Source organism: Stenotrophomonas sp. 22DLJC03, assembly GCF_056861405.1.
The window spans coordinates 1-16,453 of record NZ_JBSPUG010000006.1 but is presented as its reverse complement, the minus strand read 5'-3'; the positions used below and the strand labels follow the sequence as shown (position 1 = coordinate 16,453).

At 66.7% G+C, this 16,453-nt stretch carries 15 protein-coding genes; 9 read left to right on the top strand and 6 right to left on the bottom strand.

Annotated elements, in window-relative coordinates:
- Positions 1-42: 42 nt before the first annotated feature.
- Positions 43-930: a DnaJ C-terminal domain-containing protein gene (locus AC13GA_RS17935; RefSeq protein WP_046985089.1), complete on the top strand. Its 888-nt coding sequence runs from the start codon at positions 43-45 to the stop codon at positions 928-930.
- Positions 931-1,117: 187 nt separating this feature from the next.
- Here the strand turns inward: AC13GA_RS17935 and pilH are convergent, their stop codons facing one another.
- Both pilH and AC13GA_RS17925 read right to left on the bottom strand, forming a co-directional pair.
- Entirely contained in the window at positions 1,118-1,489 is a 372-nt protein-coding gene (gene pilH, locus AC13GA_RS17930) for a twitching motility response regulator PilH (RefSeq protein ID WP_005410644.1), read from the bottom strand.
- A gap of 88 nt (positions 1,490-1,577) precedes the next feature.
- Positions 1,578-2,573, bottom strand: a complete 996-nt coding sequence (locus AC13GA_RS17925) for a YhdH/YhfP family quinone oxidoreductase (RefSeq protein ID WP_482998686.1) — start codon at positions 2,571-2,573, stop codon at positions 1,578-1,580.
- A gap of 153 nt (positions 2,574-2,726) precedes the next feature.
- Between AC13GA_RS17925 and hflK the strand changes: the two genes are divergently transcribed.
- The 5 genes from hflK to AC13GA_RS17900 all read left to right on the top strand — a co-directional run bounded on the left by hflK (position 2,727) and on the right by AC13GA_RS17900 (position 7,382).
- Positions 2,727-3,860, top strand: a complete 1,134-nt coding sequence (gene hflK, locus AC13GA_RS17920; protein ID WP_049444711.1) for an FtsH protease activity modulator HflK — start codon at positions 2,727-2,729, stop codon at positions 3,858-3,860.
- A complete protein-coding gene (hflC, locus tag AC13GA_RS17915) occupies positions 3,857-4,720 on the top strand; it encodes a protease modulator HflC (protein WP_010482785.1) in 864 nt (287 codons plus the stop codon). Before hflK ends, hflC begins: the two co-directional genes overlap by 4 nt.
- Before the next feature lie 67 nt (positions 4,721-4,787).
- Positions 4,788-4,973, top strand: coding sequence for a DUF2065 domain-containing protein (locus AC13GA_RS17910; RefSeq protein WP_005414170.1), 186 nt, complete (start codon positions 4,788-4,790; stop codon positions 4,971-4,973).
- 324 nt (positions 4,974-5,297) lie between these two features.
- Positions 5,298-6,590 (top strand): adenylosuccinate synthase, encoded by a 1,293-nt coding sequence (locus tag AC13GA_RS17905; protein WP_049444708.1) that lies wholly within the window; start codon positions 5,298-5,300, stop codon positions 6,588-6,590.
- A gap of 123 nt (positions 6,591-6,713) precedes the next feature.
- Entirely contained in the window at positions 6,714-7,382 is a 669-nt protein-coding gene (locus tag AC13GA_RS17900; protein ID WP_088479613.1) for a hypothetical protein, read from the top strand.
- Here AC13GA_RS17900 and AC13GA_RS17895 read toward each other — a convergent pair.
- Entirely contained in the window at positions 7,318-7,974 is a 657-nt protein-coding gene (locus AC13GA_RS17895) for a M23 family metallopeptidase (protein WP_482998685.1), read from the bottom strand. The two genes, AC13GA_RS17900 and AC13GA_RS17895, sit on opposite strands and share 65 nt — an antisense overlap.
- A gap of 4 nt (positions 7,975-7,978) precedes the next feature.
- Positions 7,979-8,941, bottom strand: a complete 963-nt coding sequence (locus AC13GA_RS17890) for a L,D-transpeptidase family protein (RefSeq protein ID WP_482998684.1) — start codon at positions 8,939-8,941, stop codon at positions 7,979-7,981.
- Between the two features lie 235 nt (positions 8,942-9,176).
- Between AC13GA_RS17890 and AC13GA_RS17885 the strand changes: the two genes are divergently transcribed.
- Positions 9,177-11,300, top strand: coding sequence for a methyl-accepting chemotaxis protein (locus AC13GA_RS17885; protein ID WP_088479610.1), 2,124 nt, complete (start codon positions 9,177-9,179; stop codon positions 11,298-11,300).
- A gap of 151 nt (positions 11,301-11,451) precedes the next feature.
- Here the strand turns inward: AC13GA_RS17885 and AC13GA_RS17880 are convergent, their stop codons facing one another.
- Positions 11,452-11,988 (bottom strand): hypothetical protein, encoded by a 537-nt coding sequence (locus AC13GA_RS17880; protein ID WP_482998683.1) that lies wholly within the window; start codon positions 11,986-11,988, stop codon positions 11,452-11,454.
- Positions 11,989-12,010: 22 nt separating this feature from the next.
- Positions 12,011-14,101, bottom strand: coding sequence for a catalase (locus AC13GA_RS17875; RefSeq protein ID WP_088479609.1), 2,091 nt, complete (start codon positions 14,099-14,101; stop codon positions 12,011-12,013).
- Positions 14,102-14,216: 115 nt separating this feature from the next.
- Here AC13GA_RS17875 and AC13GA_RS17870 point away from each other — a divergent pair, with 115 nt between their 5' ends.
- Together AC13GA_RS17870 and AC13GA_RS17865 are read left to right on the top strand one after the other, a co-directional pair.
- Positions 14,217-14,939, top strand: a complete 723-nt coding sequence (locus AC13GA_RS17870) for an AraC family transcriptional regulator (RefSeq protein ID WP_032127825.1) — start codon at positions 14,217-14,219, stop codon at positions 14,937-14,939.
- Between the two features lie 82 nt (positions 14,940-15,021).
- Positions 15,022-16,389, top strand: a complete 1,368-nt coding sequence (locus AC13GA_RS17865; RefSeq protein WP_049444694.1) for an amino acid permease — start codon at positions 15,022-15,024, stop codon at positions 16,387-16,389.
- The last annotated feature ends 64 nt before the right edge of the window (positions 16,390-16,453 follow it).

The following is a 16,453-nucleotide window of genomic DNA, read 5'->3' as shown; positions in this document are numbered from 1 at the left end:
GGCGGCGCCACCGGCGCGGCCGAAGCAGATCGAGGTAGCTGGATGGAATTCAAGGATTACTACGCCACCCTGGGGGTGGAACCGAGCGCGGGCGAGGCGGAAATCAAGACCGCCTACCGCCGGCTGGCACGCAAGTACCACCCGGACGTCAGCAAGGAGGCCGGGGCCGAGGACAAGTTCAAGGCGGTCAACGAGGCCTACGAGGCGCTGCGTGACCCGGAGAAGCGCGCGGCCTACGACCAGCTGCGCGCACAGGGCTATCGCCCGGGCGAGGAATTCAACGTACCGCCGAACTACGGCGGTGCCGGTGGCTTCAACTTCGAGGAAGTGTTCGGCGGCGGTGGCCCCAATGGCGGCTTCAGCGACTTCTTCGAGAGCCTGTTCGCGCGCCAGCGTGGCGGTGCAGGTCCGGGCCCGGGCTTCAGCAGCCAGGGCCACGCGCCGAACCGCGACACCCGCGCCAAGCTGTCGGTGCCGCTGGAAGCGGCCTACAACGGCGACAGCCTGCGCATCACCGTCAACGGCAAGCAGCTGGATGTACGCGTGCCCAAGGGTATCCGCCCGGGCCAGGTGATCCGCCTGGCGGGGCAGGGCAACCACGGCGGTAACCTGCTGCTGGAAGTGGAATACGCTGCCCACCCGCAGTTCGAGGTCGATGGCCGCAACATCCTCTACACGCTGCCGGTCACGCCGTGGCAGGCCGCGCTGGGCACCAGCATCAGCGTGCCGACCCTGGGTGGAGCGGTGGAATTGAAGATTCCGGCCGATTCCGATGCCGGCCGCAAGCTGCGCCTGCGCGGCCGCGGGCTGCCAGGCAGCCCGGATGGCGACCAGATTGTTGAAATCGAGATCGTGGCCCCGGCCGCGACCGACGAGGCGCAGAAGAAGGCGTACCGGAACCTGGCAAAGGCCTTCGGCGAGACGATCTGAGTGATACGGCGGGGGCGGTTCCTGGCCCCCACGCCTTCCGGTAGTGCCGGCCGCTGGCCGGCAATTTCATTGGCCTGGATGGTGATGCGTGGTTGCCGGCCAGCGGCCGGCACTACAAAAGCGTGCCAACCAAGGTTGGCACCTGCCAGAGCGGTGGGCCAAGCACGGTTGGCACCGCCAGGAAGCCTCAGCCCTGCCCGGCGAACACCCGCTCCAGCACCTCGGACAGTTCGTCTTCCGAGAACGGCTTGGTGATGTAGGCCTTGGCACCCTGGCGCATGCCCCACATGCGGTCGGTGTCCTGGTCCTTGGTGGTCACCAGGATCACCGGGATGTGCCGGGTCGCCTCGTCGCGCGCAAGCGTGCGGGTGGCCTGGAAGCCATTGAGGTTGGGCATCACCACGTCCATCAGGACCAGGTCAGGCAGCTCGGCCTTGGCGGTTTCCACGCCGGCCGCGCCATCGGTGGCGGTCAGGATCTGGTGCCCGAGCTTCTCGACGATGCGCTGTATCCCCAACAGCTGCGACGGTGAGTCGTCGACGATCAGAATGCGTGCCATGTTGTTCCCCATGTAATGCCCGCAGTGTAGTGCGGGCTCATTACCGGTGGGAGGGGCCCATCTGCCGTCCGTCGCCTGCTTGCAACGTTCAGTCGATCCGCACCACGGTGCGGCCCAGCGAACCGCCGGCCAGCATCCGCTCGAACACCGCCGGCAGGCCGTCCAGGCCGACTTCGGCGGTACAGATGCGGTCCAGGTGCTGCGGCTTCCACTCGTTGCCCAGTCGCGCCCACACCGCTTCGCGCAGCCCGCGCGGTGCATTGGCCGAGGACACGCCCAGCAGTGACACGCCGCGCAGGATGAACGGCATCACCGTCATGTCCAGTTTCGGGCTCGCCGCGAGGCCGGCGCTGACCACGCTGCCATAGGGCACGGTCTGCGCCAGCAGGCTGGCCAGCATGTCGCCTCCGGCATTGTCGAGGCCCCCGCCGAAGCGGGCCGACTGCAGCGGGGCGCTATCGGAGAGCGCCTCGCGCGGCAGCACCTCGGCGGCGCCGATGGCGTGCAGGAAGTCGGTCTGGTCGGGCTTGCCGCTGACCGCGTGCACGGTGTAGCCGGCCCGGCTGAAGATCGACAGCGCGAGCGCGCCGACACCACCGCTGGCACCGGTGACCGCCAGCGGGCCGAGATCCGGGGTCTGCCGGTTGTCCTGCATGCGCAGCAGGGCAAGCGCCGCGGTGAAGCCGGCGGTGCCCAGCACCATCGCTTCGCGCGGGCTCAGCCCGGCCGGCTGGGCGATCACCGCCCGCGACTCCAGCCGCACGTACTGGCTGTAGCCGCCGTCGCGGGTCTCGCTGAGGCCGCAGCCGGTGGCCAGCACGGCGTCGCCTTCACGCCAGTCCGGGTCGGTGCTGGCCACGACGGTGCCGGCCACGTCGATGCCACCCACCAGCGGGAAGCGGCGCAGGATCTTCCCCTTGCCGGTGCCGGCCAGCGCGTCCTTGTAGTTGACGGAGGACCAGTGGGCGCGGATCAGCACCTGGCCGGGGTTGAGGTCGTCGACCCTGAGCTGGGCCAGGCCGCTGCGGTAGCCGGCGTCGTCATTGTTGATGCGGAAGGCGGTGAACGGGGTGGTGGGGGCCATCGGCGTTGCCTGACTTCGAGGAAAACGCCACCTTACCCCGTTGCCCCCCTTTCGATCCTGCCGATCCGCCCCATCTTGTATGATCGGTGATGGTTTCACGGCTGGCGGTGCGGGAAGGGCCCGCGCCGCAGCCCAAATCTTGATGGAGCGTGCATGGCCTGGAATACACCCGGCGGCAACAAGGGCGGACAAGGCCCCGAGGACAATCGACGCGGGCCCTTCGGGTCGCGCGGCGGTGGCAATGGTGGTGGCTGGGGCGGATTGCCCGGGCCGCTGAAGGACCTGTTCGACGGTGGCATCGTGCGTTGGGTGGTGGCAGCGGTGGTATTGCTGGTGCTGTTCTCCAGCTTCCAGCTGATCGGCGAACAGCAGCGTGGCGTGGTGCTGCGCTTCGGCCAGTTCTCGCGCATCCTGCAGCCCGGCCCGAACTTCAAGCTGCCGTGGCCGATCGAATCGGTCACCAAGGTCAACGCTACCGAGATCAAGACCTTCTCGATCCAGGTGCCGGTGCTGACCCGTGACGAGAACATCGTCAACGTCTCGCTGAACGTCCAGTACCGCATCGACGACCCGCAGCAGTACCTGTTCGGCACCGTTGATGCCAACCAGGTGCTGGAACAGTCGGCGCAGAGCGCGGTGCGCGAGGAAGTCGGCCGTGCCGACCTCAACGCCGTACTGAACAACCGTGGCCCGCTGGCCGTGGCTGCCGAGGAGCGCCTGCAGGCGCTGCTGAAGGCGTTCAAGACCGGTCTGACCGTGACCGGCCTGACCCTGCAGGACGCCCGTCCGCCGGAAGAAGTGAAGCCGGCCTTCGACGAGGTCAACGGTGCCCAGCAGGTCAAGGAACGCCTGATCAACGAAGCCCAGGCCTACGCCGCCAAGGTCGTGCCGGAAGCCCGAGGCCAGGCCTCGCGTGCCCGTACCACCGCCGAAGGCTACAAGCAGGCCGTGGTGTCCAAGGCCGAGGGTGACGCGCAGCGCTTCAGCCTGTTGCAGGCCCAGTACAAGGATGCCCCGGAAGTGACCCGCAAGCGCCTGTGGCTGGAGACCGTGCAGCAGGTGCTGAGCGAGAACCGCAAGGTGATTGGTGGCGATGGTCGCCAGCTGATCTACGTGCCGATGACCGGCGACACCCGTCCCAGCACGTCGGCCCCGGCCGCAGTGGCCAACCCGGACGTGGTGATGCCGTCGCTGCCGGGTGCAGCGGTGGAAGCTTCCCGTGATCCGGGCCGGCCGGTGGGCCGCCCGACCGGGCGACCGAGTGGCCGTGAGGAGGGCACCCGATGAAGAGTCCTATCTGGATCGCCGTGATCGTGGCGGTGGTGCTGGGCCTGCTCGGCTCGGTGTACGTGGTCCGTGAGGACCAGACCGCCATGGTCCTGAACCTGGGCAAGGTGGTGCGTTCGGACATCAAGCCGGGCCTGCACTTCAAGGTGCCGGTGGTGGAAACGGTGAAGGTCTTCGACCGCCGCTTCCAGGTGCTCGACACCGCGCCGGCGCGCTACTTCACTGCCGAGCAGAAGGACGTCAGCGTCGACTTCTTCGCCATCGGCTACATCTCCAACGTGGGTGACTACTTCCGTGCCACCGGCGGCGATCCGCGTATCGCCAACGCCCGCCTGGCACCGATCATCACCGACTCGCTGCGCAACCAGATCAACTCGCGCACCCTGCAGCAGCTGGTCTCCGGCGACCGCAGCGAGCTGATCGCCGAGCAGCTGAAGGGGATCAACGAGGCCGTGGCTGGGCTGGGCATGCAGATGATCGACCTGCGCATCAAGCAGGTGGACCTGCCGACCGACAGCCAGGTGATCAACGACGTGTACGAGCGCATGCGCGCGCAGCGCAAGCAGGAAGCTGCCAAGCTGCGTGCAGAGGGCGAGGAGCAGTCGCTGACCATCCGTGCCCAGGCCGACCGTGACAGCACCGTGCTGATCGCCGAAGCCGAGCGTGATGCCCAGCGCCTGCGCGGTGAAGGCGATGCCGATGCGGCCCGCATCTACGGCAAGGCCGGCTCGGCCGATCCGTCGTTCTATGCGTTCTACCGCAGCCTGGAGGCCTACCGTGGCTCCATGACCGACGGCAACGGCGTGATCGTGCTCGACAAGAACGACCCGTTCCTGCAGTACCTGAAGAACGACCGCTGAGGTCGCAGGGCAGTACCCCACGGGGCCCGGCCAAATGCCGGGCCCCGTGCTTTTTCCGGAGTCCCCCATGAAAGATCTGTTTGCCGCCGTCTGCCTGGTGGCGGTGCTGGAAGGCCTGTTCCTGTTCGTCGCGCCGTTCGCCTGGAAGCGCATGGCCGAGCGCCTGCTGGACTTGCCCAGCCCGGCCCTGCGCAGCTTCGGCGGGCTGGTGCTGCTGGCCGGCCTGAGCCTGCTGTGGTGGGTGCGGCACTGAAGGCCCGGCACGGCCGCCTGCGTTCACATGCGTGGCCCGGCTCTGGTGGATGCAACCTTGGTTGGCATTGCCGGCCAGCGGCCGGCACGACCGGGCGGGGCGGCTGACCGGCCGGTGAAGCCGTCCGTCGGAAAGGTGGCACCCGACCCTGGAAACCCGGATAATGCACAAAAGCCGGACGGGCCTCCCCGTTCGGCTTTTTCTGTGTCTGGGCCTTCCATCGCCGGCCGCTCCCCGTTTGGAGCTGCCCTCCAGGTGCTGGCCAGCCCCGCCACGGTTTACCCGTCCGCGGCCCCGATGGCCGCAACATATGAGGAGCCCGTCATGGGTCAGTCTGTCGTAGTGCTTGGTGCCCAGTGGGGCGATGAAGGCAAGGGCAAGATCGTCGATCTGCTCACTGAGGAAATCGGCGCCGTCGTGCGCTTCCAGGGCGGCCACAATGCCGGCCACACCCTGGTCATCAACGGTAAGAAGACCGTCCTGCACCTGATCCCGTCGGGCATCCTGCGTGACGATGCGCTGTGCCTGATCGGCAACGGCGTGGTGATCTCGCCGGCCGCGCTGCAGAAGGAAATCGCCGAGCTGGAAGCCTCCGGCGTGGAAGTGCGTTCGCGCCTGAAGATCTCCCCGGCCGCGCCGCTGATCATGCCGTACCACATCGCCCTGGACCAGGCGCGCGAGCGCGCTGCCGGTGGCAAGGCAATCGGCACCACCGGCCGTGGCATCGGCCCGGCCTACGAAGACAAGGTGGCGCGCCGCGGCATCCGCATCGCCGACCTGCATTATCCGAAGCAGCTGGAAGAGCTGCTGCGCACCGCGCTGGATTACCACAACTTCGTGCTGACCAAGTATCTGAACACCGATGCGGTCGATTTCCAGAAGACCTTCGACGAAGCACTGGCCTTCGGCGAATACGTGCAGCCGATGAAGTCCGACGTGGCCGGCATCCTGCACGACCTGCGCAAGCAGGGTAAGCGCGTGCTGTTCGAAGGTGCGCAGGGCGCACTGCTGGACATCGACCACGGCACCTACCCGTACGTCACCAGCTCCAACACCACCGTCGGTGGTGCGCTGGCGGGTGCCGGCGTCGGCGCCGATGCGATCGACTACGTGCTGGGCATCGCCAAGGCCTACGCGACCCGCGTCGGCGGCGGCCCGTTCCCGACCGAACTGGACGATGAAATCGGCCAGGGCATCCGTGACCGCGGCGCCGAGTACGGCGCTTCGACCGGTCGTCCGCGTCGCTGCGGCTGGATGGACATCGTCGCGCTCAAGCGTGCCGTGGCCATCAACGGCATCAGCGGCCTGTGCATCACCAAGCTGGACGTGCTGGACGGCATGGAAAAGCTGAAGGTCTGCATCGCGTACGAATACAACGGCAAGCGCACCGAGTACGCGCCGCTGGATGCGCAGGGCTGGGAAGAGTGCACCCCGGTGTACCTGGAGTTCCCGGGCTGGACCGAGAACACCCACGGCATCACCAACTGGGATGACCTGCCGCCGGCCGCACGTGCCTACCTGCGTTCGCTGGAAGAACTGGCCGGTTGCCCGATCAGCATCGTCTCCACCGGCCCGGACCGCGACCACACCATGGTCCTGCAGGATCCGTTCGCCTGAGGTAGCGCCGGGCGCTGCCCGGCGTAGGTGACAGGAAGAGCCCCGCGAAAGCGGGGCTTTTTCGTTTTCGATACTGTGGCGGCACAGCCGGCGGGGAAGCGCAGCGATGACGGAGACTTCGGCATGAAGGGCGAGACGGTCGTACGGGTGACCCTGTGGCTGCTGTGGAGCCTGTGGACGCTGGCCTGCATCGTGCTGGTGCTGGGCGCGCTCGCCAATTACCTGGCTTCGCGCACGCAGACCCTGCCGTTGGTGCTGCAGCCGGGCGCGACCGCCGAGATCACGGTGTACCGCTTCATCGACGACCCGCTGCGACTGCGCCTGCGCTATGCGGATGACAGCGCCGATCCGGCGGTCGATCCCGAGCTTCGCCTGCGCGCGGACACCCCGACCGATCGCACCGAGTTCCGCGCGGACAGCCGCTCGGCGACGACCGGTCCAGAGATCCACCGCGCACTGGAATCGGTCGAGCGAGACAGGTTCGCCGCGTCGTACTTCGGCTACGGCCGCGGTGATGCACTGCCGCGTGGCCGTTCCTCGCTGCGGCTGACCGTGCTGGAGGTCGACCCGGCGCTGGCCGGCCGTGCGGCCTCGGTGGACCTGCTGCCGCCGATGGACGTGCTGAAGCTGACCGACCTGGACTACCTGTGGCTGTGGCCGTTCTTCTTCTGGAAGGTGGCGGCGTTGTTCCTGCTGATCCCCGGGGCTGCCCTGGCGGCATTCACCTTCACTTTGCGACGCTGGCAGCGTCGGGCGTCGAAGCAGCCGATTCCAGCAATGGATACGGATTGATCGATTCCCCCTTCCACCACTGTTTTTCCGGGCCCAGCACGTGCACTTCAAAGTGCAGGTGCGGGGCCTCGGCGCTGGCGTTACCGGTGCTGCCTACGTAACCGATCACCTCGCCGCGCTTGATCACCTGCTTCTCCGCCAGGCCATCGGCGTAGCGCTGCAGATGCGCGTAGTAGTAGCACCAGCGGCCACTGGGCTCGAACTGGTAGATCGTCAGCCCGCCACGCTCGCTGTTGAACAGTTTTTCCACCGTGCCATCCGCTACAGCGAGTACCGGCGTACCTGCATCGGCCATGATGTCGATGGCATCGTGCACGCGGCCCTCGCTGCGTGCATCGGTGAAGGTGTCCCGCAGTTGGGACGCCGGGATGCCCTGTACCGGCAGCAGTAGACCGGCTGGCGCATCGGTGGTGTTGGACGGCGGCACGGCCGTGGGAGCCGGGCCGTCCACGCGCGGCGTTGCAGCCGCAGCCACCGCAGGTTGCACTGCGGGCTGGGCAATCACCACCGGCTCACCTGCATCGCGGTGCAGCCACCAGCCTGCACTCAGCCCCAGCAGAACGCCCAGTACGATCAGCTGCGAAAGACGCATCGGCTCACTCCTGCATCACCACGGGTACCGAGGTATCCACCGCATCGGCCACACGCAGCGCATCCCAGTTGGTCATGCGCACGCAGCCATGCGACTCGGTCTTGCCGACATGGCCGGGCTCGGGCGTGCCATGCAGGCCGTAGTGCGGCTTGGACAGGTCGATCCAGACCCGGCCGACCGGATTGTTCGGGCCCGGCGCCAGTGTCGCCTTCTTTTCACCTTTTCGGGCATCCCAGAACAGCTTCGGGTTGTAGTGGAACGGCGGGTCGCGGTAAACACCCAGGATCTTCCATTCGCCGATCGGCAACGGGTCGTGCTGGCTGCCGGACGACACCGGCACCTGCGCGATCACCTTGCCCTGCGCATCCAGCAGCTGCAGGGTGGAGTCGGATTTATCGACCACGATCTTCGTCGCCTTCGGCAATGCCGCCGGTGCGATGTTTGGCACCTGGATGTGGTTGCCGGCCTTGCTCAGATCCACGCCCGGATTGAGCAGCTTCAACAGCTCAGGGGATGCGTGGAAGCGTTCGCCCAGCGACTCTTCGACGTTGTTGAAGCCCAGCGATTTCAGTTTGGACTGTGCGGCGGGGCCCTTCGGCACCGCCTGGAACGGCCCGGCGACATCCTCGCTGGTCAGCGTGTAGCTGGCCAGGGGGGTGACCGTATCAGCCTGCAGGGCCTTCCAGGTCGCGTCATCCAGTTCACCTGTTACCGTCAGCCCACGCGCCGCCTGGAAACCCGACACTGCGCGCCGCTGGTTGCTGCCCACTTCGCCGTCGATCTGGCCGGGCGAGAAATTCGCGCGATCCAGCAGCACCTGGGCGTGCAGGGCAGATCGTGGTGCGGTGTCCGGTCCTGCCTTCTCGGCAATGGGGGCAGGCAGTCCAGGCGGCGGCGCCTGCGCGAACGCAGGCGATGCCAGGAGCGACAAAGCGAGCAGGGCGGATCGGGACACAAGTAAAGGCATTGGGATCTCCAGAAGATGGCGCCACAACCTTGCCTGCAGCCCGCGCAGAGCCACCGTGAAAGCGATCTGACGCCCGCATGAGCAGCCATGCCCGTAGCAGCCCGGTCCCGGGCGTAGATGCCGCCGGGCCGGAGTCTCACCAAGGTGAACGGTGCCCGACGCCATCGATGAGCGGCGATCAAGATTGCCTGCCGGGCCGCCGATAAGGGCGCATCCCCCCGTTTTGGATACCCCCATGAACTACTTGAGGAACGTCAGGGTTGCCTGGCGTCTTGGGCTGGGCTTTGGCCTGTTGCTGCTGCTGGTTGCCGCTGTGGTGGCCACCGGCGCCACCGCCAGTGTCGTGCAGAAGCGCGCGATGCAGCAGGTGGTCGACGTCAGCGTGGCCAAGGTGCGCCTGTTGTCGCAGATGCTCGATGCCAACAACCAGATGATGGTGGTGCGCCGCGAGATGCTGATCCGCCAAGGTGACGACCGCAGCAGCGACGAGAAGCGCATTGCCGATCTGGTCAAGCGCTACGAGGCCAGCTGGTCCGCCTACCAGGCGCTTCCGGGTGATGCCGAAGGCAAAGCCATTGCAGAAACCATCGCCACCAAGCGAGCCATCGCGCGCCCGCTCAACAAGCAGACCAGCGAGCTGATGGAGCAGGGCGACTATCCGGGCGCCGTGGCGCTGACCCTGGGCCCGGTGCAGGACGCGGCCAACGGCTGGAACAAGGCGTTGTCGGACGGCGTGGACTTCGAGGAAAAGGAAAGCCGCAAGGCTGCTGCCGAAGCGATCCGCCTGGGCGAGCGCAGCCTGTTGCAGCTGCTGGTGTTGGGCGGCGTCGCGCTGCTGGCGGGCATCGCCGCCTCGGTGATGATCGGCCGCAGCCTGACCGGCCCGCTGGCGCGCGCGGTGAATCTGGCCGAGCGGCTGTCCAAGGGCCAGCTGGACCAGGAGTTCCGCCTCGGTGGCCGCGACGAGCTGACCCAGCTGGGCGAGGCCATGGCCAGCGTCCGCCAGAGCGTGCAGGCGGCGATCGGCGCGCAGCTGCAGATGGCCGAACAGCACGAAGCCGGCGCAATCCGTTATCGCATGGATGCCAGTGCCTTCCCCGGCGATTTCGGCCGCATGGTGCAGGCCACCAACAGCCTGGTCGAATCGCACGTGCAGGTGGAACTGCTGATGGCTGAAGTGATGCAGCGTTACGCCATCGGTGACCTCAGCCGCGACCTGCCGGACTACCCGGGCGAAAAGGGCACGTTGACCCGCACCCTGGCGGCGGTGAAGCAGAGCCTGATGGCGATCAACGCGCAGATCGATGAGCTGGCCCGCGCTGCACGCGCCGGTGACTTCACCATGCGCGGCGACGCCGCCGCGTTCCAGTACCAGTTCAAGGCGATGGTCGAGCACCTCAACGGCATGATGGCCAGTTCGCAGGCCAGCATCGCCGATGTTTCCGACGTGCTGCGCGCGATCTCGCACGGCGACCTGACCGCACGCATGGATGGCGAGTACGACGGCGTGTTCGCGCGCATGCGCGACGACGCCAACACCACCACCGCCCAGCTGACCGGCATCGTGCGTGGCATCCAGGTAGCCGCCGACAGCATCAACAACGCGGCGCAGGAACTGGCGGCCGGCAACAACGACCTGTCGCGCCGTACCGAGCAGCAGGCGGCCAATCTGGAAGAAGCCGCCGCATCGATGGAGGAACTGACCTCCACCGTGCGTCAGAACGCCGAGCTGGCGCGCCAGGCTGACAGTGAAGCGCATGCCGCCGGTGCCGCCGTGCGCGAGACCGAACAGGCGATGGCACAGATGGCGTCGGTCATGGGTGAGATCGATCAGTCCTCGGCACGCATCTCGGAAATCTCCACGGTGATCGACGGCATCGCGTTCCAGACCAACATCCTGGCGCTGAATGCTGCGGTGGAAGCCGCACGTGCAGGCGAGCAGGGGCGCGGTTTCGCCGTGGTCGCCAGCGAGGTACGCACGCTCGCACAGCGTGCCGGTGTCGCCGCCAAGGAGATCAAGGAGCTGATCGAAGACGCTGCTGCCAAGGTGAAGAGTGGCCTGGCGGTGACCGTTGAATCGGAAGCGGCGATCGCGCGCGTGGCCCAGGCCAGTTCGCGCACCACTCAGCTGATGAGCGACATCGCAGCGGCCAGCAAGGAACAGGCCGCCGGCATCGAGCAGGTCAACCAGGTGGTGGTGCAGATGGACCAAGTGACCCAGCAGAACGCCGCCCTGGTGGAAGAAGCCACCGCGGCCAGCCGCGCGCTGGAAGAGCAGGCGCATGCGCTGACCACGTCGGTGTCGGTGTTCAAGGTGGAAGGTGCATCGGTTCCGGCTGTGCCGCGTCGCGCAGCCTGACCCAAGCCACGAACGTTGCTGCACGAATGCGGCCGCGCTCAGCGGCCGCATTTCGCTGGAAGGGCTGCGTCCACTGCTGCAAGTACGCGCTTGTGCACCAACTACCTAAGGTGCTGCGTGGACGAGGACGCCGTCCCCCGCATTGTTGGCCTCAACTGCGAGCACGCGTACGCGCAGCCTTCTTCGCCGCCGCCTTGCGCACGGTCTTCTTTGCCGCACGTGTCTTGGCCGCCTTCTTCGCGGCAGCACTGCGCGAGGCGGCTGTACCGGCTTTCTTGGCCGCTGTCTTCTTTGCGGCCTTCTTTGTGGCTGTCTTGCGAGCCGGTGCCCTCATTGCCGCCGCCTTCTCTGCCGTCGCCTTCTTCGCAGGTGCCTTCTTCGCAGGTGCCTTCTTCGCAGGTGCCTTCTTCGCAGGTGCCTTCTTTGCCGCCGTCGTCTTGGTCGTGGCCTTCTTTGTGGCCGACTTCCTGGCAGGCGCCTTCTTGGCAGCCTTCTTGCTGGTCGCCTTCTTGGTGCCCTTGCGTGCGCTGCCGGCGCGCTTGCCGCCGCCGTCCTGCTTGTTCACGGTGGCCCAGGCAATGCGTTCGGCCGTTCCTTCGCTGGCGCCGCGATCACGCTCGCTTTCCTCGATGTGCTCGGCCTGGCGCTTCTGTTTCTCGGTATATGCGGATTTGTCACCACGGGGCATGACAGTTCTCCTGTTGTTGTAGTCAGGCCAGCAGGCGCAGCTTGGGTTCACGCGCCCATTGGCGGGTGGCGGCGACTGCCAGGAAGGCCTTGGCGTCTTCCGCTTCGACGATGCCGGCATCGTTGCCGACCCGTGCCGTCTTCAGCAGCGCCTGGCCACCGGCATCGCTGGCGATGGCCTTCAGGTGCGCCCACGCCTGGCTGACGAATTCGACGGCTGCACTCTCTTTCGACAAGGCCTTCGCGGCTTCAAGGCTGAGCACCACGGCGACCGCATCGAATACGGCCGACGGGGTGCCCGCCAGCTGCCCATCCGCCGCCTGCAGCGCGCCATCGCTGAGCGTGGCCCCCCCCACTTTGGGGGCGACCAGCTTCACGTCTGCACCTGCTTTCCTGGCTGCCTTGCTCAGGTTGGCAATGATGCGGGCGTCGGAGCCTTCATCGAACAGGATGCCGATGCAGCGACCCTGCAGGGTGGGCTTGTTACGCCCGATCACGCGCACCTCGGGAGCGGGCGGCATGTCCCGCACCGGGGTAGCGGTTGGCGCGGGGTCGGGCAGTGCGGGCAGGGCCAGACCATCGGCCACGCGCTGCGCCAGTGAGTCATCGATGTTGCGCAGGTGGCTGACGGTGCGTACCCGCACCTTCAGCGTTTCCACCTTGGACAACTCGAACACCAGCGCCGAGGCAAGGTGCGCCTGCTCCGGCTTTTCAAGGCTGCGGAAGAACATGCGGGCCTGGCTGTAGTGGTCGGCAAAACTCTCCGCACGGGTGCGGCCCTTGCGGCCGTCGTCGGCACTGGCGTGACTGCGGAAGCCGCTGGGTGTCTCGCGCGGTGTGTCTTCCTGCAGCGAACTGGGGTCGTAGGCCACCCGGCCCTTGGGAACCTGCATCTGCATATGCCCGTCGCGCTGGTGATTGGCAAACGGGCACTTGGGTGCATTCACCGGGATCTGGTGGAAGTTGGGGCCGCCGAGGCGCAGCAGCTGTGTATCCAGGTAGGAGAACAGGCGCCCCTGCAGCAGCGGGTCGTTGCTGAAGTCGATACCCGGTGGCACGTTGGCCGGGCAGAAGGCCACCTGCTCCGTTTCGGCGAAGAAGTTATCCGGCCAGCGGTCCAGCACCATGCGCCCGATGACCTGCAACGGTACCAGCGATTCGGGAATGATCTTGGTCGGGTCCAGGTGATCGAACGGGAACGCGTCAGCCTCATCTTCGGTGAACAGCTGCACCGCCAGTTCCCATTCGGGGAAATCGCCGCGCTGGATCGCCTCGAACAGGTCACGGCGATGGAAGTCGTTGTCGGCCGACTGCAGCTTCAGCGCTTCGTCCCAGACCGTTGACTGGATACCCAGCTTCGGCCGCCAGTGGAACTTGACGAAGGTCGATTCGCCCGCCTCGTTCAGCAGGCGGAAACTGTGCACGCCGAAGCCTTCGATCATGCGCAGCGAGCGCGGGATGGCGCGGTCACTCATTGCCCACATGATCATGTGCATTGATTCGGGCATGAGCGAAATGAAGTCCCAGAACGTGTCGTGGGCCGACGCGGCCTGCGGAAAGGCGCGGTCCGGTTCCATCTTCACCGCGTGCACCAGGTCCGGGAACTTCATCGCGTCCTGGATGAAGAATACCGGGATGTTGTTGCCGACCAGGTCCCAGTTGCCCTCCTTGGTATAGAACTTGACCGCAAAGCCGCGCACGTCGCGCGGGGTGTCCACCGAGCCTGCGCCACCGGCTACCGTCGAGAAGCGGGTGAACACGGGTGTCTTCACGCCTACCTCGGTCAGGACGCGAGCGCGGGTGTGCGCCTTCAGCGATCGGGTCAGCTCGAAGTAGCCATGTGCTGCGCTGCCACGTGCGTGCACGATGCGCTCGGGAATGCGTTCGTGATCGAAGTGGGTGATCTTCTCGCGGAGGATGAAGTCCTCCAGCAGCGTCGGCCCCCGAGGTCCCTGCCGCAGGGAGTTCTGGTTGTCCGCCACCGGGATGCCCTGGTCGGTGGTCATCGCCGGATGGCTGCCCCCAGCCTGCTGGTGGAGTTCATCGCCATCGCCCCGGCGGTGGTTTTCGGCAGGGGTGGTTGCGCGCTTGCCGGTCGGCTTGCTGGCGGCCATTGACGTTGGCTCCGGATCATCAAAAAGGAACCACGACACTGGAACCAGCCCCGTTAAACCCAGGTCCGGCAAAGGTGAACGTACAGGCAAAAGCGGGCTCGGGTATGCTTGCGGCATGCGAGTCGAGCCTGCCGACATCGAAGCCCTGTTCGACGCCATCCCGGATGTGCTGTTCTTCATCAAGGACCTTCAGGGGCGTTACACCCACGTCAACCAGACCATGCTGCGGCGGCTGGGCCTGCGCGCCCGCAAGGACGTGATCGGGCGTACCGCGGCGGAGATCTACCCGACCGGGCTGAGCGCCGACTACGTCGATCAGGACGCCCGCGTGCTGTCCGGTGAGGTGATCGAGAACCTGATGGAGCTGCACCTGTTCGCCAACCGCGAACCGGGCTGGTGCCTGACCTGCAAGCGCCCACTGGTGGTCGATGGGGCCATCGAGGGGCTGATCGGCATTTCCCGCGACCTTGGCCAGAAGGACAGCCTGGGCACCCAGTACGAGCAGTTGCGGCTGGCCCTGGCCCACCTCAATGCGCACTACGCCGAGAACGTGCGCATGCAGACCCTGCTGGACATCACCGGCTTCTCGCTGTCCAAGCTGGAGCGCAGTTTCCGCAAGGTGTTCCAGATGACCCCGCAGCAGGTGCTGACCCGGCTGCGGATCCAGATGGCCATGCACCTGCTGCATGGCGACGACAGCATCGCCTGCATCGGCCAGGCCTGCGGTTTCAGCGACCAGAGCGCCTTCACCCGCAAGTTCAAGGCTGAAACCGGTTTCTCGCCGCGTGCCTATCGTGCCCGTATCGGTGGCAACGTCGGCGAGCCGGCGCTGGCCTGAGCCGCCTGCTGCGCTGTGCCTATCCCCGCGGGCATGGGACAGGGTAAGGTGTCGCCCCTGTAGCCCGCCGCCAGCCCTGCCGATGCCCAACTCGATTCCGACTGCTTCGCCGTCCCGCCTCGGACATTCGCTCAAGCCCCGCCAGCTGATCATGATGGGCCTGGGCAGCGCCATCGGCGCCGGCCTGTTCCTCGGCTCGGGCGTGGGTGTGCAGGCGGCCGGTCCGGCGGTGCTGGTGTCGTACCTGGTGGCCGGTGCGCTGGTGATCATCGTGATGAACGCACTGGGCGAGATGGCGGCGGCCAAACCGACCAGCGGCGCGTTCTCGGTGTATGCGGCCGACGCCATGGGCGCCACCGCCGGTGCCACCGTAGGCTGGCTGTGGTGGGTGCAGCTGGTGATCGTGATCGCCGCCGAGGCGGTAGGCGCGGCCGGGTTGTTGGCCACGGTCTGGCCTGCGGTGCCGGTGCCGATGGCAGCGTTGGCCTTCATGCTGTTCTTCACCGCGATCAACCTGCTTGGGGTGAAGAACTTCGGCGAGTTCGAATTCTGGTTCGCCATCCTTAAAGTGGCGGCGATCCTGGCGTTCATCGCCATCGGTGTGGCGCTGCTGATGGGTTGGCTCCCGCAGGTGACCTCGCCGGGGCTGAGCAACTTCACCGAGCATGGTGGCTTCGCCCCGAAGGGCCTGGCGGGTATTGGCGCTGCGCTGCTGGTTGTCGTTTTTGCCTTCGGTGGCACCGAGATCGTGGCCGTTGCGGCGGCGGAGACCGAAGACCCGGAACGCAGCATCGCCCGTGCCATCCGCACCGTGGCGTGGCGTATCCTGGTGTTCTACATCGGCTCGCTGAGCGTGATCATCGCCGTGGTGCCGTGGACCAGCGAAGCGCTGAAGTCGCCATTCGCCGCCGTGCTGGACATCGCGCGCATTCCGGGCGCCGGCACCGCCATCACCCTGATCGCGGTAATCGCGCTGCTGTCGGCGCTCAATGCCAACCTCTACGGCGCCTCACGCATGATGTATTCGCTGGCGCAGCGACGTGAAGCCCCGGCCGTGCTGGGCTGGACCGATCCGCGCCAGGTACCGGTGATCGCCGTGCTGGCCAGCGTCCTGTTCGGTTTCGCTGCCACCGTGATGGAACTGCTGTTCCCGGACCGGGTGCTGCCGGTGCTGCTGAACATCGTCGGTTCCACCTGCCTGCTGGTGTGGACGCTGTCGCTGGTCTCGCAGCTGGTACTGCGCCGCCGCGCGGATCGCCTGGGCACCCGCCTGCCGTTCCGCATGGCGGGCTTCCCGTGGCTGACCTGCTGCGCGCTGGGCATCCTGGCGCTGATCTTCGGCCTGCTGCTGAGCGAGTCGCACACCCGCCTGCAGTTCCTGTCGATGGTGGCGCTGACGGCCACTATCGCCGCCAGCAGCGCCATCGCAAGGCGCATGCGCGAGGCGTAATTCTGTAGCAACTGTCTTGTCAGGCGGAGGCCATCTGGGCCTCCGCATCCCTTTTGCGGGCGTT